This window comes from Maribacter stanieri, from assembly GCF_900112245.1.
GTDB lineage: Bacteria > Bacteroidota > Bacteroidia > Flavobacteriales > Flavobacteriaceae > Maribacter > Maribacter stanieri.
The window spans coordinates 978479-1003926 of the sequence record NZ_FOYX01000001.1 but is presented as its reverse complement, the minus strand read 5'-3'; the positions used below and the strand labels follow the sequence as shown (position 1 = coordinate 1003926).

Below are 25448 nucleotides of genomic sequence, written 5' to 3'. Positions count from 1 at the left end.
GATTTGGACTACAAATATAAAAACCATATGCTGTGTTCGGTGAATGAACACTTTTATTCGATGAATTACCTAAACATTACGTTGACCTTGTTGTGAAAACGTCAATTTCTGTTGTGTAAGATTTTTCTTTCTATTTTAAAACCTATCAAGAATTAAATGTAAACATAGCATAGACCGGAAAATGATCGCTGTAACCACCCATATATCTATCTGAAACGAATGTTCTGTAGGGCGACCCTTTATACTTCCCTTTCTTCTCCTTCAACGATTTGTCATCATATATAGCTGCAGAATCAAAACTATGTGTATTCTTTTCATAGTTGAAAAAGGAATTGGATACCAAGATCTGATCGAACATATTCCACTTGTTCCCATAAACCGATGAACCTTGGCTATCTGGAATATGTAATGTCTCCATTGGGTTGAATAGCGCTGCACCTTCTTTTAAATCTTGTAGACTTTTTGAAGAAGGGTCATCATTAAAATCTCCCATAACAATAATATTAGGATCTAATTCCTCCAACCTAATTTGCTCTATTTTTAGAACGATCTCTTTAGCAGCTATAACCCGCTTATACTCCGTTGCTACATCACCATCTCTTCTAGAAGGCCAATGGTTTACGAATACATGAACCAATTCTTTATTTAATTCTCCCTTTACATATAGTATATCTCTAGTAGTATCTCTAACGCCCCCTGGGTTATCTACCAATAAAACCAATGGTTCTGAGTGTAAAACTTTAAAAAAACGTTTTCTGTAAATTAACCCTGTATCTATACCGCGTTCATCTGGCGAATCAAAATGAATAAATCCGTAATCTAAATCATCCATAGGATCTGTATGTAATAGCGCTGTTAAAACACTATTATTTTCTGCCTCAGCAACACCAATTAAAGCAGGAGGATATGGATGATCCTTTTCACCAATATTGACAATTGTTTTGGCGAGTTTAGCCAATTTACGTTGATATCTCTCTACAGTCCACTTTTTAGCACCATCTGGCGTATAATCCTTATCTAGAATTTTAGAATTACGCTTTGGATCAAATAGATTTTCTAAATTGTAGAACGCAACCGTATAACGCTGCTTTTTTGTCTTTTTCTTGAAGAATGGAAATCGCATGTATTATATTAATGAATAATTCGCACCAAGGATGCAAAGAAAATATCGGGGAAAGTTAATTTAAAACGCCACGATAAGTTTCAGAGCATAAAATCTCGATTATCGAGTCAATAAAAATACGAAATAGCTTATCGGTAATTGCTTAATTTTGCACTTTACATTATTATGATAGAAAAGAAGAAGGTAGATTATGAAAAAGCGGTTCTTATTGGTATAATCAATAAAGAGCAGAATGAGGAAAAGGTTAAAGAATATCTAGATGAACTAGAGTTCCTAACCTATACCGCTGGTGGAGAAGTGTACAAGCGCTTTACCCAACGAATGGATATACCCAACCCCAAAACCATGATCGGAACTGGGAAAATGGAAGAAATTGAGAAGTATGTAGAAGAGCATGAAATAGGATCTGTAATTTTTGATGATGAGCTAACGCCTGGTCAACAACGTAATATTGAAAAACAATTGCGTTGTAAAATTATTGACCGTACCAGTTTAATACTAGACATCTTTGCACAGCGTGCACAAACAAGTTATGCTAGAACACAAGTAGAGCTTGCACAGTACGAGTACTTATTACCTAGACTTACCGGACTTTGGACGCACCTTGAGCGTCAAAAAGGTGGTATTGGTATGCGTGGTCCTGGAGAAACGGAAATTGAAACAGATAGACGTATTGTACGTGACCGTATTACCTTATTAAAGAAGAAGCTTCTAAAGATAGATCGCCAAATGGAAACCCAAAGAGGTAACCGTGGTGCTTTGGTAAGAGTTGCCTTGGTAGGGTATACCAATGTGGGTAAATCTACACTTATGAACGTTGTCAGCAAAAGTGATGTTTTTGCAGAGAATAAGTTATTTGCAACATTAGATACCACAGTAAGAAAGGTTGTTATAGGCAACCTACCTTTTCTATTAAGTGATACGGTAGGATTTATTAGAAAACTACCAACACAGCTAGTAGAAAGCTTTAAAAGTACTTTAGATGAAGTGCGTGAAGCAGATTTGCTATTACATATAGTAGACATTTCCCACCCTCAGTTTGAAGAGCATATAGCCTCTGTAAATCAAATTCTTTCAGAAATTAAAAGTTCTGATAAGAAAATGATTATGGTCTTTAATAAGATTGATCAATATGAGCATGAAACCATTGATGATGATGATTTAATTACAGAACGTACCGGTAGACATTTTACCATTAATGATTGGAAACAAACATGGATGGAAAAGGTTGGTGACCGTGCTATATTTATATCTGCCTTAAATAAGGAAAATCTAGATGAATTTAGAAAACGTGTTTATGATGAGGTAAGAGATATTCACATTACTCGTTTCCCATATAACAACTTCCTTTATCCAGAACATTTAGACGAGTATTAAATGCCGATTTTAATGGATTTCGTGTAGTTTATCGATGAAATGAAACCGTTGGTAAATCTCACCACATTTTGAGTTCAGTTCACAACATAAATTGTTCTCAACAAGACCTTATGCATTAATTTTACAGTGTAAATAAGTATAAGTCTTGACCCCAAATCGATATTTAACTTATGAAAACTACAAAGTAAAATCCCAAATTTTACGATAATTACTTAACCGAAAAAAGCCCTCTATAAAGAGGGCTTTTTTATTATACACTATTTTCTAAAAATACGTTTTAAGACTACAAAGAGTAGTTAAGACCAACTAAGAAGTATGTCTGTAACTTGTTGTCAACAGTATCAAACGTTTCAGTAGGCGTATCAGTTAATGCGAAATTTAAAGCTTCTTGCTTGTTATCACGTAAACCGAATTCAAAACCTAAACCGATACCATTCCATAACGTGTAACCAAAAGAGTTGATCCAAGTTAAGTTAGAAAGGTCACCGCTTTTATAGCTTTGAAACATAGAAAGGTTAGACTTAAAGTTAACCGCACCAATTTGTCTCGTATAATCAGCAACAATCTTAGCACCTAATGAAGATTCAAAAACTGCATCGTTATTACTAAATACAAAGTTGTAGTTTAATGGGTGAATTACAACAACTAAATCAGCAATAGGAGTCCAAGTAGCACCTACACCTAAATCAAGGTATCCAGGATCGTTAAAGTTGTTCAATATTGTCGTTCTGTACTCACCTAAACCAGAAATAGCCCATTTTTCATTAAGCTTTCTTCCGTAAAGAGAACTAATATTGAATACATCAGTACCTTGTTTGAAACTGTCATCGTCAGTATCGTCATTCTTATCGTCGAACTTTACCCAACCTAAATTGATGTTACCAGAGTTTCTCCAGAAGAATTTCTCTTGGTTCAAATTAGCAAAAGCATTTACAGTTACACCAATGTTACCAGAAGATAAATCTGGAGTACCTTGACCGTACCAGTTGTTAAAGCTACTTAAGTTAGCACCAATAGTACCAAATGCACCTTTTTTCCATCCTGGTAATGCATCTATAGCGCCTTGAATAGCATCAGCTCTTCCTTGAATAGCAGCTATTGAATCTTTAGCAGCACCTAATTGACCTTTAAGTTCTTCTTCTGTCTGAGAAAAACCAACGGTTGCAACAAATGCAAGTGCTAGTGTTAATACAATTTTCTTCATAATAATTAATGTTTATAGTTTATAGTGGCGCAAAGGTAATAATAAGTCGCAACTTCTATAAGTAGGATTATGTTATTTTCTTTTGTATAACGGTACTGAAGAGCATGCTTCGCCATACATAATGGACCTTGCCACTGGTTTTAAACGCTCAGCAAGAAATAGATATGCATTTGCAGGTACAGGCTTTTTACTGCATCCTTTAATAATAATCAATTGATCTTGATACTCAGAAATATCAAGATGTTCTATGATTGATTGATAGATACTAGTCTCTAAATCTACTAATGAACCTTGGATAATTTTCTTGGCTATTCCGCTAAGTTTAACACTTAATAAAATGTAAGCCCAACCAGGTACTATAGCATCAGTAGAACAATGCATAGCAACATAAGCCCCTTCATATTGAGACCAATCGTGTTCTTCTACAAAAGCTCTAAATTCTTTCTCCTTTAAGATAAAACCCTCAAAAAGCCAGTCTTTGATATCCAATACCATTCTGTCTCCTTTAGGGTAGTAATCCTCTAGGTTAAAAGTAATCAGTTTGCTTTGAGCAACTTTATTTACAATTTCATCTTGCATAAGCTTCTTTTAAATCAGCACTAACTTAAAGTAGCCCTAACTCTAATTTTGCCTCTTCGCTCATTAAATCTTGTGTCCAAGGTGGATCAAAGGTAATTTCTACCTCTGCATCTTTTATCGCATCTAACGATTTTACCTTCTCCTCTACCTCTGCAGGTAAAGACTCAGCAACCGGACAATTAGGTGATGTAAGCGTCATTAGAATTTTAACTTCATTATCCTCATTGACCAAAACATCATAAATTAACCCTAATTCATAGATATCTACAGGAATCTCTGGATCATATATGGTTTTTAAAATCTTAACGATTTTCTCCCCTAAATCTGCACTGCCTTCAGCTATATTTTCTTCACTCATAATCTTAATCTTCAATTTGTGTTTGATACGCTACTGCGTATAATTTTAATTGTTTGATCATACTAACCAAACCATTTGCCCGTGTTGGCGACAAATGCTCTTTCAACCCAATTTCATCAATAAAATTCGTATCGGCATCTAAGATATCTTGCGGTTTTTGGTTACTAAATACACGTATTAGAATGGCAATAATACCTTTTGTAATAATAGCATCACTATCTGCAGTGAAAATCAGTTTATTATCTTCTAATTCGGCGTGCACCCAAACCTTACTTTGACAACCTTTAATAATGTTATCGTCTGTCTTAAACTCTTTGTTAATTAATGGAAGTGATTTGCCAAGATCGATCATGTACTCATATCGCTGCATCCAATCATCGAACATAGAAAATTCATCTATAATCTCTTCCTGTATCTCTTTAATTTCCATTGCTTTATTTTATGCAAAAATACGATAACAATTGTAGCATTTCAAACCTTAACATTATCTATGACTCTTTGGTTTACAACAACATACTTTTAGCTTTAGTAATACCAGCAACAAGAATATCTACTTCTTCTATTGTATTATAAAAAGCAAAACTTGCACGTACTGTTCCAGGTATTTTAAAGAAATCCATTATGGGTTGTGCACAATGGTGTCCTGTACGCACTGCAATACCTAGTTTATCTAAAATACTACCCATATCATATGGGTGAATACCTTCTATATTGAAAGAGATAACAGATGTTTTATTCTTTGCTGTACCGTATATTTTTAAACCTTCTATTTTTAATAGCTCTTGTGTAGCATATTCCAATAATTCATGCTCATACTTGGCAATTTCTTCAAAGCCAATAGCATTCATATAATCTAATGCAGCACCAAAAGCGATACCACCACATATATTAGGTGTACCAGCTTCAAATTTATGAGGTAAATCGGCATAAGTTGTTTTTTCAAAAGTAACCTCGGCTATCATTTCACCACCACCTTGGTATGGCTGTAACTTATTTAACCACTCTTCTTTACCATATAACATACCAACACCGGTTGGTCCACATATTTTATGTGCAGAACAGGTATAGAAATCTACATCTAAAGCTTGTACATCGGCAACCAAATGTGGAGCAGCTTGTGCGCCATCAATTAAAACTGCAGCACAAACTTTATGAGCTTTTTCAATAATTTCTTCAATAGGGTTAATGGTTCCTAACGCATTAGAAATATGGTTACAGAAAACCAGTTTTGTTTTATCTGAAAGTAATTCATCATAAACATCCATTCGCAATTCCCCATCTTGGTTCATCGGAATTACTTTTAAGATTGCTCCGGTTCGTTCGCATAACATTTGCCATGGCACAATGTTAGAATGATGCTCCATAGCAGAAACTAAAACCTCATCTCCTTTTTTAATCAAGGCAGAGAATCCGTTAGCAACTAGATTTATACTGTGGGTAGTTCCCGACGTGAATATGATTTCATAAGACTTCGCAGCATTAAAATGCTTTTGAATCTTTAATCTAGCCTGCTCATACTTATCCGTAGCTTCTTGAGAAAGTGTATGAACACCACGGTGAATGTTTGCGTTGTAGTTTTGATAGTAATCTACAATCGCATCTATAACCTGTTGCGGAGTTTGCGATGTAGCGGCATTGTCTAAATAGACCAATGGCTTACCATTTACCTCTCGCTTAAGAATTGGAAAATCTTCTCTTATTTTTTTAATATCTAACATAGTCAATCTTCTTATATACAAAGATACCCGATAATGAAAACATATTGGGTATAGTGCATTATCCTTTTGTGATAATATGTATTTACAGAGAATTAGAATCGAAAACCGACACCAGCTTTAATAAGACCTATTTTCTCATTAAAATCGTAGGTAAAAGTTTGATTGTCCCTAGTATTCTCTCCTTTTCTATGAACATTTAAAAAATCATACTGAACTTGTATAAAAAATTTATCGGAAAGGTCATAACTAATGCCAAAATTTAAATTCAATCCCCCATCTGTTTTTGAATCATCTGTCTGCACATCGACACCATCTTTCAAATAAACATCATCTATTACTTTGGCGTAACCCACTCCAATTTGAGGCTTAAGTTTTGCCAACCCTGGTATCGCCACTTCTGCAAAAATTTTGGGTTGAAATAGGAATTGTTTTGCTTTATAATCGAATTCTTGATCCTGAAATCCTGGACCACCGTAAGTAAAACTGTCAAAGTTTTTCAAATAAGCTGCATTGAATCCTGCGCCCAAAATAACAGGACCAAGATTTGCAAATCTGTATTTGATACCCAAATCCAAAACTCCGTTGAAATCATTTTGCAGATTACTATTAGCAACTAATGGATAATTAGCCTCAACACTCCATTTCTGGTCTTGAGCGTGCACTATAAAAGAAGAGAAAACTAAAAAAGAGGCTAGAATAACTTTGTTCATATTTAGTTTAGTTGACAATTAACAAAGCTAAAATAGATTATACTGGCGTAGGAAAATACAACGGTTCGTTAAGAATAACCTAACGAACCGTTAATTTTTATTGACTAAATAATTCACGTCTCTACAAATCGAACCCAAGGTTTACCCCTAACTTCTTCGCTATCAATTTATTGATTCTAGCTTTTAATTCAGGAATACGAACTGAAGACAATACGTTATTTGCAAAAGCATACATTAATAATGCTCTAGCTTCTTTTTCTGGAATTCCTCTAGATTGCAAGTAGAACAATGCATCTTTATCTAATTGACCAATAGTACAACCGTGAGAACATTTTACATCATCTGCAAAAATCTCTAATTGTGGTTTTGAATTGATGCTTGCCTTATCACTAATAAGAATATTATTATTCTTCTGAAAAGCATTTGTTTTTTGGGCAATCTTATCTACTATAATTTTACCATTAAAAACACCAGTAGAACTATCTCCGTAAATACCTTTATAATCTTGGTGACTTTCACAGTTAGGTTGAATGTGATGTACTAATGTATGGTGATCCACATGTTGCTTTTCTCCTAAAATAGTAACCCCTTTCATTGTAGAGTCTATATACTCCCCATTCTGATAAAAGTTAAGATTGTTACGCGTTAATTTACCACCAAAAGAGAAGGTATGAATCTTTACAAGACTCTTATCTTTCTGATCTACATACGTATTATCGATCAATGATGCCGTAGCAACATCGTTCTGTATTTTATATAAATCAACGATAGCACTTTTAGCAGCGAATATTTCGGTTACCGCATTAGTAAGTACTTCGTTAGAAGTTAAACTCTGGTGACGCTCAATAATCTGAACCTCGGCATTTTCTTCTACTACAATTAAATTTCTTGGTTGTAACAAAAGAGAAGCCTCATTACCTGTTGAGAAATGTAAAATCTCAATTGGCTTTTTAGGCATCTTATTTTTAGGGATATATATGTAAGCCCCTTCTCTACTAAATGCTGTATTCAAAGTTGTTAAAGACTCGTCTTTAGATGCAATTTTATTAAAATACACATCAATTACCTGCTTATACATTGGCTTTGTAAGCGCTGCACTCATTAAACAGATATCTACACCATCATGAGTTGTTTCAGACAAGTAAGAACTGTAAATACCATCTACGAAAACAATTTTATAGGTATCGATTTCGTGAATAAAATAGCGTTTTACATCTTTATACTCCAACGAATTTTCCTGTTTAGGAAAAATGCTAAAATCTATTTTCTGAATATTATTTAATGAAGTATACTTCCAAGCCTCTTCCTTTTTAGAAGGAAATCCTTTTTCCTCAAAATTCTTAATGGCGGCCATACGAACATCATGTACGGGATGCTCCACATCCACGTTGTTCTCAAACGCCATAAAAGAGGAAATTAATTTATCTTTTAAATCCATATTTTTTCAATTGCCAGTTGGCAGTGGCAGAAAATCATTCTACAGAATGTTCGCTGCTACTGTATACTTAATTATACCGCAGTTTCTTGCTTTAACCAATCGTATCCTTTTTCTTCAAGCTCTAGGGCAAGTTCTTTACCTCCAGATTTTACAATTTTTCCATTGTGTAAAACGTGAACAAAATCAGGTACGATATATTCTAACAAACGTTGGTAGTGCGTTATTAAGATTACTGCATTATCCTTACTCTTCAATTTATTAACACCACTAGCAACAATACGTAATGCATCGATATCCAATCCTGAATCGGTTTCATCCAAAATTGCCACTTTTGGCTCTAACATTGCCATTTGAAAAATCTCGTTACGCTTCTTTTCTCCACCAGAAAAACCTTCGTTTAAAGATCTTGATAAAAACTTACGATCAATCTCTAATAACTCAGATTTTTCACGAATCAATTTCAACATATCTTTTGCCGGCATATCTTCTAAACCTTTCGCCTTACGAGACTCATTAATAGCCGTTTTCATAAAGTTGGTTACAGAAACACCAGGAATTTCAACAGGATACTGAAAAGAAAGAAAAACACCTTTATGCGCTCTTTCTTCAGGAGAAACATCTTCTAAATCTTCTCCTTCTAACTCAACTGAACCTTGAGTAACTTCAAAATTATCGTTACCAGCAATTACAGAAGCTAATGTACTTTTACCAGAACCGTTAGGTCCCATTATAGCATGTACCTCACCTGCTTTTACCTCTAGGTTAATTCCTCTTAATATTTCCTTACCCTCTACATTAGCATGTAGATCTTTAATTTTCAACATAATATGTTACTTTAAATATTCTCGTGCCTACGGCGTTTTATTATAATCTTAATTGCTTTTTATCCTACAGAACCCTCTAAACTAATTTCCAATAGTTTTTGTGCTTCTACAGCAAATTCCATTGGTAGTTTATTCAGTACCTCTTTACTAAATCCGTTAACGATCAATGCAATTGCTTTTTCTGTATCTATACCTCTTTGGTTACAATAGAAAATTTGGTCTTCACCAATTTTACTAGTAGTAGCCTCATGCTCTATCATTGCAGTTTTGTTCTTTGCCTCAATATACGGGAAGGTATGTGCACCACATTCGTTACCCATTAACAAAGAATCGCATTGAGAGAAGTTACGAGCCCCATCGGCACGGCTATTCACCTGTACCAATCCGCGGTAACTATTCTGAGATTTACCTGCAGAAATACCTTTAGATATAATAGTACTCTTAGTGTTTTTACCAAGATGAATCATTTTGGTACCTGTATCTGCTTGTTGGTAATTATTGGTTACGGCTATAGAATAAAATTCACCGATAGAATTGTCTCCTTTTAAAATACAAGAAGGATATTTCCATGTAACTGCCGAACCTGTTTCAACTTGTGTCCAAGATACTTTAGCGTTCTTTTCGCAAATTGCTCTTTTAGTTACGAAATTGTAAACACCCCCTTTACCTTCCTTATTTCCAGGGAACCAGTTTTGAACGGTAGAATACTTTATTTCTGCACCGTCTAAAGCAATTAGCTCTACAACCGCTGCATGCAATTGATTTTCATCTCTTGAAGGAGCGGTACAACCTTCTAAATAACTTACATAACTATCCTCATCTGCAATAAGCAATGTACGCTCAAATTGACCTGTACCTGCTTGATTAATTCTAAAGTACGTAGATAGCTCCATTGGGCATCTAACACCTTTTGGTATATAACAAAAAGAACCATCGGTAAATACCGCAGAATTTAGAGCAGCATAAAAATTATCTTTTTGTGGCACAACAGTACCCATATACTTCTTCACCAACTCCGGGTGCTCTTTTATAGCCTCTGAAATTGGCATAAAAATAATTCCTTTTTCTGCCAACGTCTTTTTAAAAGTTGTTGCTACAGAAACAGAATCTACCACGATGTCTACCGCAACATTCTGTAATTTCTTTTGTTCATCAACAGAAATACCAAGCTTACGATACATTTCTAACAAATCTGGATCTACATCATCCAAGGTTTTATTAGGATCAGCAGATTTTGGCGCAGAATAATAACTAATATTCTGAAAATCTGGTTTATCATAGTGTACATTCGCCCAGTTAGGCTCTTCCATACTTTCCCAAACTCGAAAAGCTTCTAAACGCCACTGCGTCATCCACTCCGGTTCTTCCTTTTTCTTTGAAATAGCAATAACAATTTCTTCGTTTAAGCCAATAGGGAATGTATCAGATTCTATATCTGTATAGAAACCATATTCATACTCCTTGGTTTCCAATTCTTTCTTTAATTCTTCTTCTGTATATGCCATATATTATAGTTAATAAGTAAAAACAAATGAGTTCAAAAAATTACCCACCTAGTCTTTTACATATTTAAAACTTCAATTCTTATAATGAAAAACTCTCGCCACAACCACACGTTCTTTGTGCGTTAGGGTTGTTGAATACAAAACCCTTTCCGTTAAGACCTCCAGAGTATTCTAAAACCGTACCCACTAAATATAAAAAGCTTTTTTTATCTACAATGATACGTACATTGTTGTCTTCGAACACTTTATCTGCATCGTCTTTCTTATTATCGAAGTTTAACTCGTATGACAATCCGCTACATCCGCCACTCTTGACACCCACACGAACAAAATCCGTTGTAGCATCAAAACCTTCTTCTGTCATAAGGTTGATAACTTTCTGTTTAGCCGTTTCTGATACTTGAATCATAATTAACTAGATTTAATCTAAATAGTTTACAAATATACGTCATAAGTAGGTTTTTTCCATAGAACCTAACATTAATATAAAGTATAAGTTGATAGAGAAATACTATAATTGAAAAGAGCGGTATTAGTATAATTTATATAGGATAAATTATACGTTTTCTTTTAATGTTGATTAGTGAAAGAATTACCCAAACTACCCAACAACCACTACTAGTGCTCTGCCTGCATATTACTAGTAATCCAAACAATTTGCTTTCTAAAAAACCATCATAATTAACTTAAAACCTTCCTAAGAATACCTGATTTTGCTTTTGCAAGCCACAGACTACACATTTTAAAAAGTAAAGAAAATGTTAAAAGACAAATCAAAATAATTATATAAATTATTAATTTTCAAAACTTAACGTTTTAAATTGTTATGATAAGGAATCCATTAAACCTATCAACCTTCCTTAAATTCAAAGAATTAAATTACCTTCAATACTAAATCAAACAACAACAACCTATGTCAAACAACAAATCAAACGACAAAAACAACACTCGAAGAAAATTCATGAAAAACACTGGCATGGCCGCTGCCGGTTTTATGATCGTACCAAGACACGTACTAGGCGGCACCGGTTATATTGCACCAAGCGATAAACTAAATATTGCCGGTATTGGTGCAGGTGGTAAAGGTCAAAGCGATATTGCATCCTTTGCCGAGAGCCCTAATGTAAACATTGTATCCTTATGCGATGTTGATGACAGACAGGCAATTGCTTCCAGAGAGGCATTTCCTAAAGCAAGCTATTACAATGACTTTCGGGAGATGTTAGATAAAGAAGGCAAAAATATTGATGCCGTATCAGTATCTACACCAGATCACAACCATGCCGTTGCAGCTTACCAGGCAATGTCTATGGGCAAGCATGTTTATGTTCAAAAACCGTTGACCCATGATATTTGGGAAGCAAGAATGTTGACAGAAGCAGCTAAAAAGTTTCAAGTAGTTACTCAGATGGGTAACCAAGGCGGTTCTGGAGATGGTGTACGTACCATGAAAGAAATTTATGATACAGGGATTATTGGTGAAGTGCATACCGTAAAATGCTGGACAAACAGAGCAATTTGGCCACAAGCACTACAAACTCCTACTAAAAAAGACCGCGTACCAAAAGGATTAAATTGGGATCTTTGGTTAGGTACTGCAGCGATGCGAGATTACAATAATGCTTATTTACCTTTTGACTGGAGAGGTTGGTCAGATTTTGGAACAGGTGCACTTGGCGATATGGCTTGCCATATTATGGACCCTGTATATAGAATATTGCCAATATTATATCCAGATACTGTAGAATGCAGTGTTTCCGATTCTTTCAGTGGTAATTTCCAATATAAAGATTACCCAAAAAGTTTCCCGAATTCAAGTAAAATACATTTAAGCTACCCAAGAACTGACGGGAAAGGAAAAATAAAAGTTACTTGGATGGATGGTGGATTACTACCGGAAAGACCAGAAGAATTAGGTGATGATGAAGCACTAGGAAACTGGGATGGTGGCGTACTATTTATTGGTACAAAAGGGAAACTAATGGCAGATTGCTATGGCGCCAATCCACGTTTATTACCATTGACACTTAACGAACAGTTTGAAGTAGAACAGACGATTGCTCGTGTACCAGAAGGTCATTATTTACAATGGGTTAATGCCTGTATGGCCGGTTACGGAAATGCAGAAACCAGTTCTTCTTTTGATTACGCAGGACCATTTACAGAAAGTATTCTCATCGGTAATTTGGCACTTAAATCTTATTTTGAAGTAGACCCAACTGTTGAAAACCAGAGTTTCTGGGGTGGTGGAAAACAATATCACGGTAGAAAACGCCTACAGTGGGATGCTGCAAATATGAAAATTACCAATTTTGAGCCAGCAAACAAATATGTAAAACGTACCTATAGAGATGGTTATTCAGTAGGATAGACTTTAAAAACACAACATAAATTTTACACTAAAACCGAAGTTGAAAAGCTTCGGTTTTTTTTATGCCATACATCTGGTTTTACTTCTTATTTTTGCAATATGCTAGAAGATAAAGATCAAGAAAGAACCTCGTTAGAGAAATTAGGTGAATTCGGACTCATAGAACACCTTACCAAAAATTTCAAAATCAAACAACAATCTACCATCAAGGCGATTGGTGATGACGCTGCGGTTTTAGATTTTAAAAATAAAAAAACAGTCATAAGTACAGACCTCTTAATAGAGGGCGTACATTTTGATCTTGCTTATATGCCGCTTAAACATTTGGGCTATAAGTCTATAATGGTAAATCTATCTGATATTTATGCCATGAATGCAACTGCTACACAAGTAACTATTTCAATTGCCGTTTCCAATAGATTTCCTTTAGAAGCGCTTGAAGAATTTTATGCAGGTGTAGCTACAGCATGCAAAAGTTACAACGTAGATTTAGTTGGTGGTGATACTACCTCATCAAAAACTGGGTTAATGATTAGTGTAACCGCTATTGGTGTCGCTAATGAAGAAGATATTGCCTATAGATCAGGGGCAAAAGAGAATAACCTGTTAGTAGTAACAGGAGATTTAGGCGCATCTTACATGGGACTACAAGTCTTAGAGCGCGAAAAAGAAGTTTTTAAAGTAAATCCGAACAGTCAACCAGATTTAGAGCCGTATTCTTATATAGTAGAGCGACAGTTAAAGCCTGAAGCTAGAAAAGATATTACCGATTTATTGAAAACATTAGATGTTCACCCTACATCGATGATCGATATAAGTGACGGACTTTCATCTGAGATTTTACACTTAAGCAAAAGCAGCGGAATAGGTTTTGATCTTTATGAGGATAAAATTCCACTAGACCCAACGGTTATTTCTGCTTGTGAAGAGTTTAAAATGGACAGTACCCTTGTTGCACTAAGTGGCGGTGAGGATTATGAACTGTTATTCACTATTGACCAAAAAGAATTCCCGAAAATAAAAGGCAATCCAAACTTAACCGTCATAGGGCATACCACGGGAAAAGACGAAGGAGCATTCTTGGTTTCCAGGAACAATACTAAGATTCCATTGACCGCACAGGGTTGGAATTCTTTTAACTAAAAGAAAGCTAATTATGCTACTTGTTGCGTAGCAGTATGTCTTCTTTGGTAAATATGCTCTAAAGTTCTATTGATATCTTGTAATTCAGGAGTTAAAATAGATAGGTTACCACTTACATCTGTTGTTACCTCTTTTTGGCAGTGAATACATTTGTACTCTTTAATATGAGAGGTTACTTTTTTGGAAATAGAATAGTGATGTCCGAAAATGCTGCAGAATATTTTTTTCATGCTGTAGGTATTTTTGCAAAAATTCCGATTTGGGTGATCGAGAAAATGCGATTAATATTTTAGGTTGAAACTCAAGGAAATATGCATACGCTTATTTTCCTTTAGTTAAAGTACTGTATATTAAAGGCCTGTACCACTATTTGTTGTGAGTTTTACATAACCTGTTGTCAATGTGCTTTATTTTGCTGTTTCAGAAAATCAAAAACCTTGGCTTACCTGTTTTTTAATAATCTTTCACTTAATTTGTACCCATGTTTAAAAAGAAGGAAACTCTCGTTACAGCCTTTGCTTTGTTCTCGCTTTTTTTTGGGGCTGGCAACCTTATTTTACCTCCATTATTAGGTTTTAATTCTGGAAATCAATGGCTTATCGTAACTATAGGTTTTGGATTATCGGCAGTGGCCATTCCTGTTCTTGGTATTTTGGCACATGCCAAGTTGCAAGGCACATTAATTGATTTTGGAAATAAAGTTTCACCAACGTTCAGTTTAATCTATGCATTCTTCATTTACGCTATAGCTATTGCCTTACCAAGCCCAAGGACAGCATCTGTAACGCACGAAATGGCCATACAGCCGTATTGGGACATCTCTTCTTGGTTTACTAGCAGTATTTATTTTGCCTTGGTTTTACTATTCGCTTTAAACCGATCTAAAATATTGAACATATTGGGCAAAATTTTAACGCCTGCGATCATTATCATCCTGATTTTAATAATTGGAATAACCATTTTTTCATTCCCATTCGACTTCGGCAGTACTTCTATAGCTAGTCCTTTTACTAACGGAATACTAGAAGGCTACCAAACATTTGATGCTATTGGCGCTGTAGTAGTTGGCGGCGTAATCATTATTTCTATCAATTTGAAATACACCCATGCATCTTATGAGGATAAGAAAACATTAATCAGAAATGCGGCATGGTTTGCCGGATTAGCATTGTTCTTAATTTATATGGGACTAATTCTTTCTGGTGCATTGTCACATACCGCTTTTAATGCGGAAACTACTAGAACTGAGATATTGTCTGGTTTAGCTAAACAAAGCCTAGGTAACATTGGTAATTTGTTTCTGAGTATTCTGGTAGGATTAGCATGTTTTACCACAGCAGTGGGTATTGTTACCGGAACTGCAGATTTTGCAGCATCTAGATTCAATGATTCGAAATCAGTCTACACAATAACTGCAATTCTTGGAAGTGTACTTGGGGTATTGGTAGGGCAATTTAACGTTGCCTACATTATTGCTGTAGCCATACCATCGCTAATGTTTATCTATCCAATTACTATAATCCTTATTTTATTGAATGTAGTACCAAATAAATATGCATCATCTATAGTTTTTAAGGCGGTAACGATTACCACTATACTTTTTAGTATTCCAGATTTCTTAGGAAGCATAAGTGCATTGTCACCTGCTGCAGATACATTTTCATGGATTCCGCTTCAGCAATATAGTTTGGGCTGGGTATTACCTGCTTTGGTTGTGTTTATCGCCGCTAACATTATATACAGAAGTAAGCCAGAATAAATTTCAAAAAAAGTACTATCGGTTTTTTCTCTTCTTAGAATAGTAATAAAAGGCATAAGCTATTAAAACCATTGCCACAAAAGGCAAGTAGGTTCCAATAGCTACACCTATTTCATATGAGTTATCAGGTGCTTCCTGAATCTTTTTTTCAATCTCAGAAGCATCTTGCATTAATAAAAACAACCCCATATTCTAAAATTCTATTTCTAAACTAATTGGGCAATGATCACTACCCATTATTTGATCGTGTATCTCAGCCGATGTTACTTTATCCCAAATAGATTCACTTACCAAAAAGTAATCTAAACGCCAACCTACATTTCTACCTCTTGCACCACCTCTCGCACTCCAAAAGGTATATTTATCGAACGTAGTAGGGTGTAATTTTCTAAAACTATCTACCAAGTTCAATTCCTTTAGCATATGGTCAAATCCATCAATCTCAACTTGTGTAAATCCTGATGTTTTGTTGTAATTACTTTTTGGGTTCGCCAAATCGTTAGCAGTATGCGCTACATTAAAGTCGCCCGTAATAATCAAAGGTTTGGTTTTTGACAATTCTTTAAGGTAGTTGGTAAAATCTTTATCCCATCCGGCACGGTAATCCAAACGTTTTAATCCACTACCACTATTCGGAATATAGACATTAACCAAATGAAAGTGTTCAAATTCAGAATGGGTAATCCTTCCTTCTAAATCATGAATTTCAATCCCCATATTCTTGTTGAATGCCACGGGTTTCTGCTTAGATAAAATTCCGGTACCAGAATAACCTTTTCTTTCTGCACTATTACTAAAGAGCTCGTAATCGGTAATATCTTTCAATGCTTCAGCAACCTGATCATCTTGCGCCTTTGTCTCTTGAACACAAAACACATCTGCATCAAAATCTTTAACGATATCCTCAAATCCTTTTTTAACTGAAGCCCTAATGCCATTAACGTTCCACGATACTAATTTCATCATCTATTCTTATTTGTTCATTAAATCTTCAATCTCCTCTGCTTTGATCGGAATATTAGCCATAAGGTTAAAAGGTTCACCCTTTTCTTGAATTACTACATCATCTTCTAAACGAATACCCATATTTTCTGCCGGAATGTAAATTCCCGGTTCTACAGTGAATACCATATTTGCTTTCATAGGAGTTTTTAACGCACCATAATCATGCGTATTTAACCCAATATGATGACTTGTACCATGCATAAAGTATTTTTTATATGCAGGCCATTCAGGATTTTCATTTTGTACATCGGCTTTATCCAATAAACCTAACCCTAAAAGTTCAGAAGTCATCAGTTTACCACATTCCTTATGGTACTCTGCCCAAAGTGTACCTGGCACTAACATTTTGGTGGCATCATCTTTAACTCGTAAAACGGCATTATATACTTCTTTCTGGCGCTTCGTGAATTTACCGTTCACAGGAATAGTTCTTGTTAAGTCACTAGAATAATTAGCATACTCTGCAGCAACATCCATCAAAATTAAATCGCCATCATTACATGGCTTATTATTCTCTAAATAGTGCAATACGTTCGCATTGTTACCGGAAGCAATAATTGGTTGGTATGCAAAACCTTTAGATCTGTTTCGTATAAACTCATGCAATAATTCTGCTTCAATCTCATATTCCATCACCCCAGGTTTCACAAAGCCAAGTAGTCTACGAAATCCCTTTTCTGTGATATTACACGCAGTTTGCATAATATCAATTTCTTCGGGCTCCTTGATTCCTCTAATCTCCTGAAGTATAGGATTGCTTTTAGCAGCTTTATGTGCAGGATATTCACGCTTACATTTTTCTATGAATCTATCTTCGCGAGTTTGCGTTTCTACCGCTTGTCTATAATGCTCGTTGGTGTTGAAATAAATAGTTTCAGCCTCAGTCATTAGGTCGAAGAAAATTTTATCGAAATCTTGCAACCAACAAACAGTTTCAATACCTGAAACTTCTGTAGCCTTCTCTTTCGTTAATTTTTCACCTTCCCAAATAGCAATATGTTCATTGGTTTCGCGAACAAAAAGAACCTCGCGATGTTTTTTATTAATTGCATCGGGGAAAAGTACCAAAATGGTTTCCTCTTGATCAGCTCCAGACAGATAGAAAATATCTCTATGTTGCTCAAAAGGTAAAACACTATCGGCTCCTATAGGGTAAATATCATTAGAGTTAAATACAGCAATACTTTTAGGCAGCATGCGGTCCATAAACTTCTTACGGTTCTTTATAAATAGGGAGTTAGGTATTTGATCGTATTTCATGAATTCTTATTTTGATATAAAATTACGCATTATGTGTTGTTTCCTTAAAAAATAGGGCATAGAATTATAAGATTTACAAGAACACCTTCTCATATTCTTAACTACAAATTGGCTAACTTGTATACCTAAACCAAACACATACAACTCATGAAAAAAATCGCTTACCTATTAGTAGGTGCTTTGTGCCTTCAGGCATGCTCAGAAACCAAAAAAGAAGAAACTCAATCTGAACTTTTTGCGCGTATCGATACAGAAATCAAAGCAAACTCAAAAGGTTATAGCACCTTAAAAGAGGCTACAGAAACCATTGGTCATAGATTAACCGGATCTACAAACGGAGCCAAGGCTGAAGAATACACATTCAATAAATTCAAGGAATATGGTTTTGAAGATGTTGCTTACCAAACTTTTGAAGTAGAAGCATGGGCTAGAGGCGAGGTTTCATTACAGATTAATGACGAAGATATAAAAGTTGTAACACTAGGTCACGCACCTATTAAAGCAAATGTAACAGGAGAAATAATAGATATGGGCAATGGTTTAGATGCGGACTATGCTGCTAACCCAGATGCTGTGAAAGGAAAAATCTCCTTAGTTTATATTTCTATTTTACCAGGAAGTGAAGAAGGATTAAGTAATTTACACCGAAGTGAAAAAACAGCTTTAGCCATTAAATATGGTGCAATTGGCATCATCATCATTAATCAAGTAGACAATGGGGTTTTATTAACTGGTACGGCTTCTGTAACAGGAGAATTAATTCCTATTCCTGCTGTATGTATTGGCAAAGAAGATGGTATGGCATTAAAAGAGACATTAAAATCTAAAAAAGCTACTGCCAAAATTGATATGACCAATACCAGTGATGTCATTAAAGCAAGAAATGTTGTTGCAACATTACCCGGAACTGAAATACCGCAAGAAGAAATTGTACTTGGAGGGCATTTAGATTCTTGGGATTTAGCAACTGGCGCTATAGATAACGGTATTGGCTCTTTTGCTGTTTTAGATATTGCAAGAGCTTTTAAGGCAAACAACTTAAAACCAAAACGTACGGTAAAGTTCGTAATGTTCATGGGTGAAGAACAAGGATTACTTGGTTCTAAATTTTTAGTTGAGCAAGCTATTGAAAACAAGACTATTGAGAACATTAAATACATGATGAACTTAGATATGTCTGGTAACCCAATTGGTATGAACGCTGGCGGAAAACTAGATAACGAACAATTTTTTACCGATTTAGGTGATGCAATTCAGCAACAGGATACTATCTACCAGAATACTTTTTCAAACAAATCTGGTCTACATAGTGATCACCAACCGTTTATGTTAGAAGGTGTTCCAATTTTATCTGTACACAGTAATTTAGACCGCTCTATTTACGGTTGTTATCATTCTGATTGTGATGATTTTAATCTGGTAAATGAAGACCATATGAAAAACACGGCACGTTTTGGCACAATGATGCTATATGCCGTTGCAAATGCCGATAAATTACCAGCGACCAAAATGGATAGTGAAACTACCAAAGAGTTCATGATCAAGAATGATTTAAAAGAGAAATTGATCATTGGTAATGAATGGAAATGGGAAGAATAATATTTAATCATATACATGAAACAATAAAGATGAAACGGAGTATTATACTTTCAATACTTTGTTTCTCTTTTTTAACAGGATGCTCTCAGCATTCTGAAGAAAAACCAGTGGGTTATTTTAGTCTAATAAGATCTGAATTTACTGGTAAAACTGCATATGAAACCACAGATTTTGTAGAAGATTACTGGCGTGTTGTTGGCAACACAGGCTTTAATAAAACCATCTACCTAATTGCAGATAGTTTACAAGCTGCCGGTTTTATTTTGGAAGAAAATGCCAAGACAGAAGACCGACTTACCTATCGTATAGAAAAACGGGTAATGGACAACCAAACTTGGGAACCCATATCAGCTTCATTGCAAATTGCTGGCGAAGACACACCATTGTTACTTTCGGAAACCAACCGTAACATGACCTATTTAAATTCCGTTTCTACTCCAAAAGAAGGAATTAAAGCTGAAGTAGTTTGGATCAAATCTATAGATGATTTAAACACTATTTCGGTAAAAGGAAAAGTTGTTTTTGCAAAACTAAAGGCTCGTCAAATCACCAAGACAGCTATTAAAAATGGTGCCATAGGTATTATCACCTATGACAATCCGGCTTATTTACAGCCAAAGAAAAATAAAACCTCAATTCAGTTTAGAAGTCTTCCTTCTCAAGATAATGGGAATTTTTGGGGCATTGCATTATCCTACGAAGCAAAAGAGAAACTAAAAACACAGCTCCAAAAAGGCAAAACAGAAGTTCTTGTGAATATTCAGACCAAAAGGTACCCATCAGAAGAACTAACGATTATTGCTAATATAAAAGGTAGCGTATTACCTGATGAACGCTTAGTATACAGTGCACATATTCAAGAGCCTGGTGCTAATGACAACGCAACTGGTGTAGGTGCTCAATTAGAAATGGCTAAAACAGCTGCCAAATTATTCGCTGAAGGAAAAATTGAGTTTGACAGAACTATGACTTTTTTATGGGGAGATGAGATTATATCTACCCGTAGGTATATTGAAGAAGACTCTAAACGCGCGAAAGGCATTAAGTGGGGAATTAGTTTGGACATGGTAGGTGAAAATACCGCTGTTACAGGAGGTACTTTTTTAATCGAAAAAATGCCAGACCCAAGTGCTATATGGACCCGGGGAAAAGACAAGCATAGTGAATGGGGTGGTGAAGTTTTATCTATTGACGAAATGAAACCACACTACCTGAATGATTTCATCCTGTCCACTTTCAAAAAACAAGGCAAACACGCCAATTGGGTGGTAGAAACCAATCCTTTTGAAGGAGGTAGTGATCACACTCCTTTTTTGAAAGCAAATATACCCGGACTACTACTTTGGCATTTTACAGATCAATTTTACCATACCGATAATGACCGCATAGATAAAGTATCTCAAGAAACTTTAAAAAATGTAGGCACAGCTGCTTTAGTTAGTGGTTTAGAATTGGTAAATGCAAAATTTGATTTTGCATTGAATCAAATCTCAAATTTAGAACGAAGAGCAATTGAACGTTTAGAAGAGGAACATCAATTAAGTCTTAAAGCCATTAAAACGGGAAAGAAAATTGAAGATGAAATTATCATTTTGAAAGCCTGGGAAGATTGGTATAAAAAAGCCATCTCAACAGTAAACGATGTAGTGCCTAAAACAGACGATACAGTATCAGATGCTATTAAAAAGGCGCATTTAAATATTACCACTAAATCCAATGAATTTACTAAATCTCTACGCGAGACAAAATAGCAGTATAAGCACAAGTTTTGCCAAGAGAAAAAGTTATCATTAACTTACCGTTAGCTATACAAAACATGAAAATGAAACAGTTCTACTTTCTACTACTTACCAGTATTTCAATCGCATCGGCACAAATACAGCCTACTACTTCACAAAAAATAGATGAATCTTTAATGGCTAAAAAAGCCATGGACGCCAATTCTTTGGTTAAAAATATTCCGTTGAAAAATATTGGTCCGTCTGTAATGAGCGGTCGAGTAGTAGATTTAGCGGTAAACAAAGATAATCCTACAGAATATTATGTTGCTTATGCTTCTGGCGGTTTGTGGTATACCAATAATAACGGAAATACTTTTACTCCTGTAATGGATGATACCCAGACCCAAAATCTTGGAGACATAGCGGTACACTGGCAAAGTGGAACAATTTGGGTTGGTACAGGGGAGAATAATTCGTCTCGTTCTTCATACGCAGGAATCGGTATTTTAAAGTCTACCGACAAAGGCAAAACGTGGCAAAATATGGGCTTAAGTGATTCACATCATATTGGGCGAATTGTCATTAACCCCAACAATCCAAATGAAGTAACAATTGGTGTAACCGGACATTTATATTCACCGAATAAGGAACGTGGAATTTATAAAACCACAGATGGTGGTAAAACTTGGAAAAATACATTGTTCATTAATGAAGAAACAGGTATTATAGACGTAGCGGTTTCTCCAAATAATTATAACATTCAATATGCCGCAGCTTGGCAAAAAGATAGAAAAGCTTGGGACTTTATTGGAAACGGTGAAGGGTCTGGTATTTACAAAAGTACAGATGCAGGAAATACTTGGTCTAAAATTTCTACACCAACTAGCGGGTTCCCTACAGGTAATGGTGTAGGTAGAATAGGCTTAGCTGTCTTTGACGACAATACCGTTTATGCTGTTCATGACAATCAATTTAGAAGAAATAAATCTAATGAGATGAAAGAAAAGCAAGCTGGCTTAACAAAAGACGATTTCAAATCCCTCACAAAAGCACAATTTCTAGACTTGGATGATAAGGACCTGAACGAGTTTCTAAAGACCAATAATTTTCAGGAAAAATATAGAGCTGCCAACGTAAAACAATTGGTACGAAGTAATTCTGTACAACCCGCAGATCTAGCACTGTATTTAGAAGATGCGAATTCTATGTTATTTGATACACCTGTAATAGGTGCTGAAGTATACAGAAGCAATGATGCCGGCAAATCATGGTCAAAGCAAAACGATGAATATATAGATGATCTTTTCTATAGCTACGGTTATTATTTTGCCCAAATAAGTGTAGACCCCAATAATGTAGATGCCATTTATCTATCCGGTGTTCCCATTATTTCATCTAAAGACGGCGGCAAAACATATGTTTCTATTAATAGCGATAATGTACATTCTGATCACCATTCACTTTGGGTCAACCCTAATTTACCAGGGCACTTAATCAATGGTAACGATGGTGGAGTGAACACTAGTTATGATGATGGTAAAAATTGGTTTAAAAACAACTCGCCAACCGTTGGTCAATTCTATGCCATTGCCGTAGATAATGAAGAACCGTACAATGTTTACGGAGGCCTACAGGATAATGGTGTATGGATGGGACCACATAATGCCGAAGAAAATACCAAATGGCAACAGACAGGACAGTACCCTTGGAAATCTATATTAGGTGGAGATGGTATGCAAGTTCAAGTAGATAGTAGAAATGCCAATATAGTTTATACAGGCTATCAATTTGGAAATTATTTTAGAATAGATTTAGAAAAAAACCAGAGAAATTACATTCAGCCAAAACATGAATTGGGCGAGACTCCGTATCGATTCAATTGGCAATCCCCTATTCTATTATCTCCACATAACCAAGACATATTATACATGGGGAGCAATAAGTTACATCGCTCATTGAATCAAGGTGATACTTGGGAAGCTATTTCGGCTGATTTAACCCAAGGCGGAAAAAAAGGTAATGTAGCTTTTGGAACCTTAGCTACTATATCTGAATCCCCTTTTAAATTTGGATTAATATACACCGGTAGTGATGACGGTCTCATACAACGAACAGATAATGGAGGTGGAAGCTGGGAGGTTATATCTAAAACCCTACCTCAGAATTTATGGGTAAGTAGAGTAATCGCATCTAAACATCAAAAGAATAGAGTTTATGCAACCTTAAATGGATATCGTTCAGATGATTTTACACCTTATGTATATGTTAGTGAAGACAAAGGTGCTACTTGGAAAAATATTTCGAACAACATACCTACATCTGCTGTAAATGTAATAATTGAAGACACCGAAAATGAGAATGTATTATTTGTTGGTACTGACAATGGCTTATACGTAAGCTTAGATCGTGGGGCATCATGGAATTCTTTTCAAAATGGAATGCCTTATGTGGCGGTTCATGATTTGGCTATTCAGAAAAAGGCTAGACACTTATTGGTTGGCACACACGGTAGAAGTATTTACAAGGCAGATATTTCAGCATTACAAACGATGTCTCCTGAGGTATTAAAAAAGGCATTACACACCTATCCACTAGAAAACATAAAGCATTCTAGTCGTTGGGGAAATTCATGGAGCTCATGGTCCAAAGCAAGCACACCAGGCTTAGACGTTACCTTTTATTCTGATAGAGATGATGTGTACCAAGCTAAAATTAAATCTTCTGATGATATTGTAGTTAGCGAAACTGAAGTAATAGCCAATAAGGGATTGAATATTTTATCTTACGATTTAGCATTCTCCAAAATTGGAAAGCTGAGTTACCTTAAAAAACATAAAACAGAATTGAAGCAGGCAGATAATGGTAGTACATATCTACCTAAAGGGTCATATACGGTAGAAATTAAAGGGAACGGTACAACTGAAAACATCACTTTTGAAATAGAATAGTCTATGAAGATAGTCGATTGGAATGCACTACCCGATTTAGGAGTTAGCCATAACCCAGAGATCAAAAAGAGAACTTTGATAAATCGTGGAGAAATACCACAATTAATGATGTACGGTACCGCCGTTTTTAAACCTGGTCAACAAGTAGAATTACACAAACATGATACGATGTACGAGGTATTTCATATTCAAACGGGAAAAGCGATTTTTACAATCTCAGGAAAAGATTATGAAGTTGGTCCTGGTAATTGTATAACCATAGAACCAGGTGAGATTCACGGACAGAGCAATCCTTTTTCAATAGACGCTACATGGACCTATTTTGGCATAGCCACAGATTAAGAAGAAATAATTATGGAATTAACATTAGGAATACCGGCACTACTTTTTCCAGCTATTTCATTGACTATGCTAGCCTATAATGCGCGTTATTTAGCCATTGCAGCATTAATACGTCAATTGCATCAAAAATACCAGGAAACTGCATCACCTTCAGTTGGTCTACAAGTTCAAAAATTGCGCAAGCGCCTTACAATCATAAAAAACATGCAAGCTACAGCGATTGTTAGTTTTCTATTGGCTGTTATAACTATGGCACTTATTTATGCAGATTTAATTTTTTGGGCTAGTTTAATATTTAGCATTAGCCTATTTGCGTTAATGATCTCTTTAGTACTATCATTAATAGAAGTACAATTATCTACAAAGGCCTTAGAAATACAGCTAAAGGATATGGAAAAGTAATTTTACTTTTTAAAAAACTGATTCTAGCTAATAAGCATACCGTTTATCGATGTTTTTATAAG

The 25448-nt window shown here is 35.4% G+C and carries 24 protein-coding genes; 9 read left to right on the top strand and 15 right to left on the bottom strand.

Translation table 11 applies throughout. From position 1 onward, the window contains the following. Positions 1 to 145: 145 nt before the first annotated feature. The gene (locus BM296_RS04400) at positions 146 to 1123 is read right to left on the bottom strand and encodes an endonuclease/exonuclease/phosphatase family protein (protein WP_091901709.1); all 978 of its coding nucleotides are present in this window, start codon (positions 1121 to 1123) and stop codon (positions 146 to 148) included. 165 nt (positions 1124 to 1288) lie between these two features. Between BM296_RS04400 and hflX the strand changes: the two genes are divergently transcribed. Then, on the top strand, positions 1289 to 2500 hold the full coding sequence (hflX, locus tag BM296_RS04395; protein ID WP_091901708.1) for a GTPase HflX: 1212 nt from the start codon (positions 1289 to 1291) through the stop codon (positions 2498 to 2500). Positions 2501 to 2783: 283 nt separating this feature from the next. On the opposite strand, the gene BM296_RS04390 is transcribed toward hflX, so the two are convergent. The 10 genes from BM296_RS04390 to BM296_RS04345 form a co-directional block, all read right to left on the bottom strand. Then, positions 2784 to 3704, bottom strand: a complete 921-nt coding sequence (locus BM296_RS04390) for a DUF3078 domain-containing protein (protein ID WP_027065376.1) — start codon at positions 3702 to 3704, stop codon at positions 2784 to 2786. 72 nt (positions 3705 to 3776) lie between these two features. Further along, the gene (locus BM296_RS04385; RefSeq protein ID WP_091901706.1) at positions 3777 to 4283 is read right to left on the bottom strand and encodes a DUF2480 family protein; all 507 of its coding nucleotides are present in this window, start codon (positions 4281 to 4283) and stop codon (positions 3777 to 3779) included. A gap of 25 nt (positions 4284 to 4308) precedes the next feature. After that, positions 4309 to 4641, bottom strand: a complete 333-nt coding sequence (locus tag BM296_RS04380) for an SUF system Fe-S cluster assembly protein (RefSeq protein WP_027065378.1) — start codon at positions 4639 to 4641, stop codon at positions 4309 to 4311. A gap of 4 nt (positions 4642 to 4645) precedes the next feature. Next, a complete protein-coding gene (locus tag BM296_RS04375) occupies positions 4646 to 5071 on the bottom strand; it encodes a SufE family protein (protein ID WP_091901704.1) in 426 nt (141 codons plus the stop codon). A 73-nt stretch (positions 5072 to 5144) separates the two neighbouring features. Next, positions 5145 to 6359, bottom strand: coding sequence for an aminotransferase class V-fold PLP-dependent enzyme (locus tag BM296_RS04370; RefSeq protein ID WP_091901703.1), 1215 nt, complete (start codon positions 6357 to 6359; stop codon positions 5145 to 5147). Between the two features lie 92 nt (positions 6360 to 6451). Further along, the gene (locus BM296_RS04365; RefSeq protein WP_091901701.1) at positions 6452 to 7069 is read right to left on the bottom strand and encodes an outer membrane protein; all 618 of its coding nucleotides are present in this window, start codon (positions 7067 to 7069) and stop codon (positions 6452 to 6454) included. A 121-nt stretch (positions 7070 to 7190) separates the two neighbouring features. Further along, complete coding sequence (gene sufD, locus BM296_RS04360) at positions 7191 to 8507, bottom strand: Fe-S cluster assembly protein SufD (protein WP_027065382.1); 1317 nt, start codon at positions 8505 to 8507, stop codon at positions 7191 to 7193. Positions 8508 to 8578: 71 nt separating this feature from the next. Continuing rightward, complete coding sequence (gene sufC / locus BM296_RS04355; protein ID WP_027065383.1) at positions 8579 to 9331, bottom strand: Fe-S cluster assembly ATPase SufC; 753 nt, start codon at positions 9329 to 9331, stop codon at positions 8579 to 8581. Positions 9332 to 9390: 59 nt separating this feature from the next. Next, on the bottom strand, positions 9391 to 10836 hold the full coding sequence (sufB, locus tag BM296_RS04350; protein ID WP_027065384.1) for a Fe-S cluster assembly protein SufB: 1446 nt from the start codon (positions 10834 to 10836) through the stop codon (positions 9391 to 9393). Positions 10837 to 10915: 79 nt separating this feature from the next. Continuing rightward, positions 10916 to 11245, bottom strand: coding sequence for a HesB/IscA family protein (locus tag BM296_RS04345; protein ID WP_027065385.1), 330 nt, complete (start codon positions 11243 to 11245; stop codon positions 10916 to 10918). A 504-nt stretch (positions 11246 to 11749) separates the two neighbouring features. Here BM296_RS04345 and BM296_RS04340 point away from each other — a divergent pair. After that, positions 11750 to 13207: a Gfo/Idh/MocA family protein gene (locus tag BM296_RS04340; protein ID WP_027065386.1), complete on the top strand. Its 1458-nt coding sequence runs from the start codon at positions 11750 to 11752 to the stop codon at positions 13205 to 13207. Positions 13208 to 13306: 99 nt separating this feature from the next. Beyond that, positions 13307 to 14350, top strand: a complete 1044-nt coding sequence (gene thiL, locus BM296_RS04335; protein WP_027065387.1) for a thiamine-phosphate kinase — start codon at positions 13307 to 13309, stop codon at positions 14348 to 14350. 11 nt (positions 14351 to 14361) lie between these two features. On the opposite strand, the gene BM296_RS04330 is transcribed toward thiL, so the two are convergent. Then, positions 14362 to 14580: a DUF1660 family phage protein gene (locus BM296_RS04330; protein ID WP_027065388.1), complete on the bottom strand. Its 219-nt coding sequence runs from the start codon at positions 14578 to 14580 to the stop codon at positions 14362 to 14364. 251 nt (positions 14581 to 14831) lie between these two features. On the opposite strand from BM296_RS04330, the gene BM296_RS04325 reads away from it, so the two are divergent. Then, on the top strand, positions 14832 to 16109 hold the full coding sequence (locus tag BM296_RS04325; protein ID WP_091901699.1) for a branched-chain amino acid transport system II carrier protein: 1278 nt from the start codon (positions 14832 to 14834) through the stop codon (positions 16107 to 16109). A gap of 15 nt (positions 16110 to 16124) precedes the next feature. Here the strand turns inward: BM296_RS04325 and BM296_RS19385 are convergent, their stop codons facing one another. From BM296_RS19385 to BM296_RS04315, 3 genes are read right to left on the bottom strand one after another with little or no spacing between them, the layout of a single operon-like run. Further along, positions 16125 to 16298, bottom strand: coding sequence for a hypothetical protein (locus tag BM296_RS19385; protein WP_177214917.1), 174 nt, complete (start codon positions 16296 to 16298; stop codon positions 16125 to 16127). A gap of 3 nt (positions 16299 to 16301) precedes the next feature. After that, positions 16302 to 17075, bottom strand: a complete 774-nt coding sequence (locus BM296_RS04320) for an exodeoxyribonuclease III (protein WP_317041475.1) — start codon at positions 17073 to 17075, stop codon at positions 16302 to 16304. Positions 17076 to 17081: 6 nt separating this feature from the next. Then, complete coding sequence (locus tag BM296_RS04315; RefSeq protein ID WP_091901698.1) at positions 17082 to 18374, bottom strand: aminopeptidase P family protein; 1293 nt, start codon at positions 18372 to 18374, stop codon at positions 17082 to 17084. Between the two features lie 147 nt (positions 18375 to 18521). On the opposite strand from BM296_RS04315, the gene BM296_RS04310 reads away from it, so the two are divergent. From BM296_RS04310 to BM296_RS04290, 5 genes are all read left to right on the top strand, one after another. Continuing rightward, entirely contained in the window at positions 18522 to 19973 is a 1452-nt protein-coding gene (locus tag BM296_RS04310; protein ID WP_091901696.1) for a M20/M25/M40 family metallo-hydrolase, read from the top strand. Positions 19974 to 20002: 29 nt separating this feature from the next. Then, on the top strand, positions 20003 to 21724 hold the full coding sequence (locus BM296_RS04305) for a M28 family peptidase (protein WP_091902944.1): 1722 nt from the start codon (positions 20003 to 20005) through the stop codon (positions 21722 to 21724). Positions 21725 to 21789: 65 nt separating this feature from the next. Further along, on the top strand, positions 21790 to 24642 hold the full coding sequence (locus BM296_RS04300) for a VPS10 domain-containing protein (RefSeq protein ID WP_091901694.1): 2853 nt from the start codon (positions 21790 to 21792) through the stop codon (positions 24640 to 24642). A gap of 3 nt (positions 24643 to 24645) precedes the next feature. Next, entirely contained in the window at positions 24646 to 24984 is a 339-nt protein-coding gene (locus BM296_RS04295; RefSeq protein ID WP_091901693.1) for a cupin domain-containing protein, read from the top strand. A gap of 12 nt (positions 24985 to 24996) precedes the next feature. Next, positions 24997 to 25386 carry a DUF2721 domain-containing protein gene (locus BM296_RS04290; protein WP_027065395.1) on the top strand — a complete coding sequence of 130 codons (390 nt, stop codon included), beginning with the start codon at positions 24997 to 24999 and terminating at the stop codon, positions 25384 to 25386. Positions 25387 to 25448 lie beyond the last annotated feature (62 nt).

What these genes read in the sequence shown, in the direction of transcription:
- BM296_RS04400 (WP_091901709.1), bottom strand. Translation starts at nt 1,123, where the DNA reads ATGCGATTTCCATTCTTCAAGAAAAAGACAAAAAAGCAGCGTTATACG.
- hflX (WP_091901708.1), top strand. Translation starts at nt 1,289, where the DNA reads ATGATAGAAAAGAAGAAGGTAGATTATGAAAAAGCGGTTCTTATTGGT.
- BM296_RS04390 (WP_027065376.1), bottom strand. Translation starts at nt 3,704, where the DNA reads ATGAAGAAAATTGTATTAACACTAGCACTTGCATTTGTTGCAACCGTT.
- BM296_RS04385 (WP_091901706.1), bottom strand. Translation starts at nt 4,283, where the DNA reads ATGCAAGATGAAATTGTAAATAAAGTTGCTCAAAGCAAACTGATTACT.
- BM296_RS04380 (WP_027065378.1), bottom strand. Translation starts at nt 4,641, where the DNA reads ATGAGTGAAGAAAATATAGCTGAAGGCAGTGCAGATTTAGGGGAGAAA.
- BM296_RS04375 (WP_091901704.1), bottom strand. Translation starts at nt 5,071, where the DNA reads ATGGAAATTAAAGAGATACAGGAAGAGATTATAGATGAATTTTCTATG.
- BM296_RS04370 (WP_091901703.1), bottom strand. Translation starts at nt 6,359, where the DNA reads ATGTTAGATATTAAAAAAATAAGAGAAGATTTTCCAATTCTTAAGCGA.
- BM296_RS04365 (WP_091901701.1), bottom strand. Translation starts at nt 7,069, where the DNA reads ATGAACAAAGTTATTCTAGCCTCTTTTTTAGTTTTCTCTTCTTTTATA.
- sufD (WP_027065382.1), bottom strand. Translation starts at nt 8,507, where the DNA reads ATGGATTTAAAAGATAAATTAATTTCCTCTTTTATGGCGTTTGAGAAC.
- sufC (WP_027065383.1), bottom strand. Translation starts at nt 9,331, where the DNA reads ATGTTGAAAATTAAAGATCTACATGCTAATGTAGAGGGTAAGGAAATA.
- sufB (WP_027065384.1), bottom strand. Translation starts at nt 10,836, where the DNA reads ATGGCATATACAGAAGAAGAATTAAAGAAAGAATTGGAAACCAAGGAG.
- BM296_RS04345 (WP_027065385.1), bottom strand. Translation starts at nt 11,245, where the DNA reads ATGATTCAAGTATCAGAAACGGCTAAACAGAAAGTTATCAACCTTATG.
- BM296_RS04340 (WP_027065386.1), top strand. Translation starts at nt 11,750, where the DNA reads ATGTCAAACAACAAATCAAACGACAAAAACAACACTCGAAGAAAATTC.
- thiL (WP_027065387.1), top strand. Translation starts at nt 13,307, where the DNA reads ATGCTAGAAGATAAAGATCAAGAAAGAACCTCGTTAGAGAAATTAGGT.
- BM296_RS04330 (WP_027065388.1), bottom strand. Translation starts at nt 14,580, where the DNA reads ATGAAAAAAATATTCTGCAGCATTTTCGGACATCACTATTCTATTTCC.
- BM296_RS04325 (WP_091901699.1), top strand. Translation starts at nt 14,832, where the DNA reads ATGTTTAAAAAGAAGGAAACTCTCGTTACAGCCTTTGCTTTGTTCTCG.
- BM296_RS19385 (WP_177214917.1), bottom strand. Translation starts at nt 16,298, where the DNA reads ATGGGGTTGTTTTTATTAATGCAAGATGCTTCTGAGATTGAAAAAAAG.
- BM296_RS04320 (WP_317041475.1), bottom strand. Translation starts at nt 17,075, where the DNA reads ATGATGAAATTAGTATCGTGGAACGTTAATGGCATTAGGGCTTCAGTT.
- BM296_RS04315 (WP_091901698.1), bottom strand. Translation starts at nt 18,374, where the DNA reads ATGAAATACGATCAAATACCTAACTCCCTATTTATAAAGAACCGTAAG.
- BM296_RS04310 (WP_091901696.1), top strand. Translation starts at nt 18,522, where the DNA reads ATGAAAAAAATCGCTTACCTATTAGTAGGTGCTTTGTGCCTTCAGGCA.
- BM296_RS04305 (WP_091902944.1), top strand. Translation starts at nt 20,003, where the DNA reads ATGAAACGGAGTATTATACTTTCAATACTTTGTTTCTCTTTTTTAACA.
- BM296_RS04300 (WP_091901694.1), top strand. Translation starts at nt 21,790, where the DNA reads ATGAAAATGAAACAGTTCTACTTTCTACTACTTACCAGTATTTCAATC.
- BM296_RS04295 (WP_091901693.1), top strand. Translation starts at nt 24,646, where the DNA reads ATGAAGATAGTCGATTGGAATGCACTACCCGATTTAGGAGTTAGCCAT.
- BM296_RS04290 (WP_027065395.1), top strand. Translation starts at nt 24,997, where the DNA reads ATGGAATTAACATTAGGAATACCGGCACTACTTTTTCCAGCTATTTCA.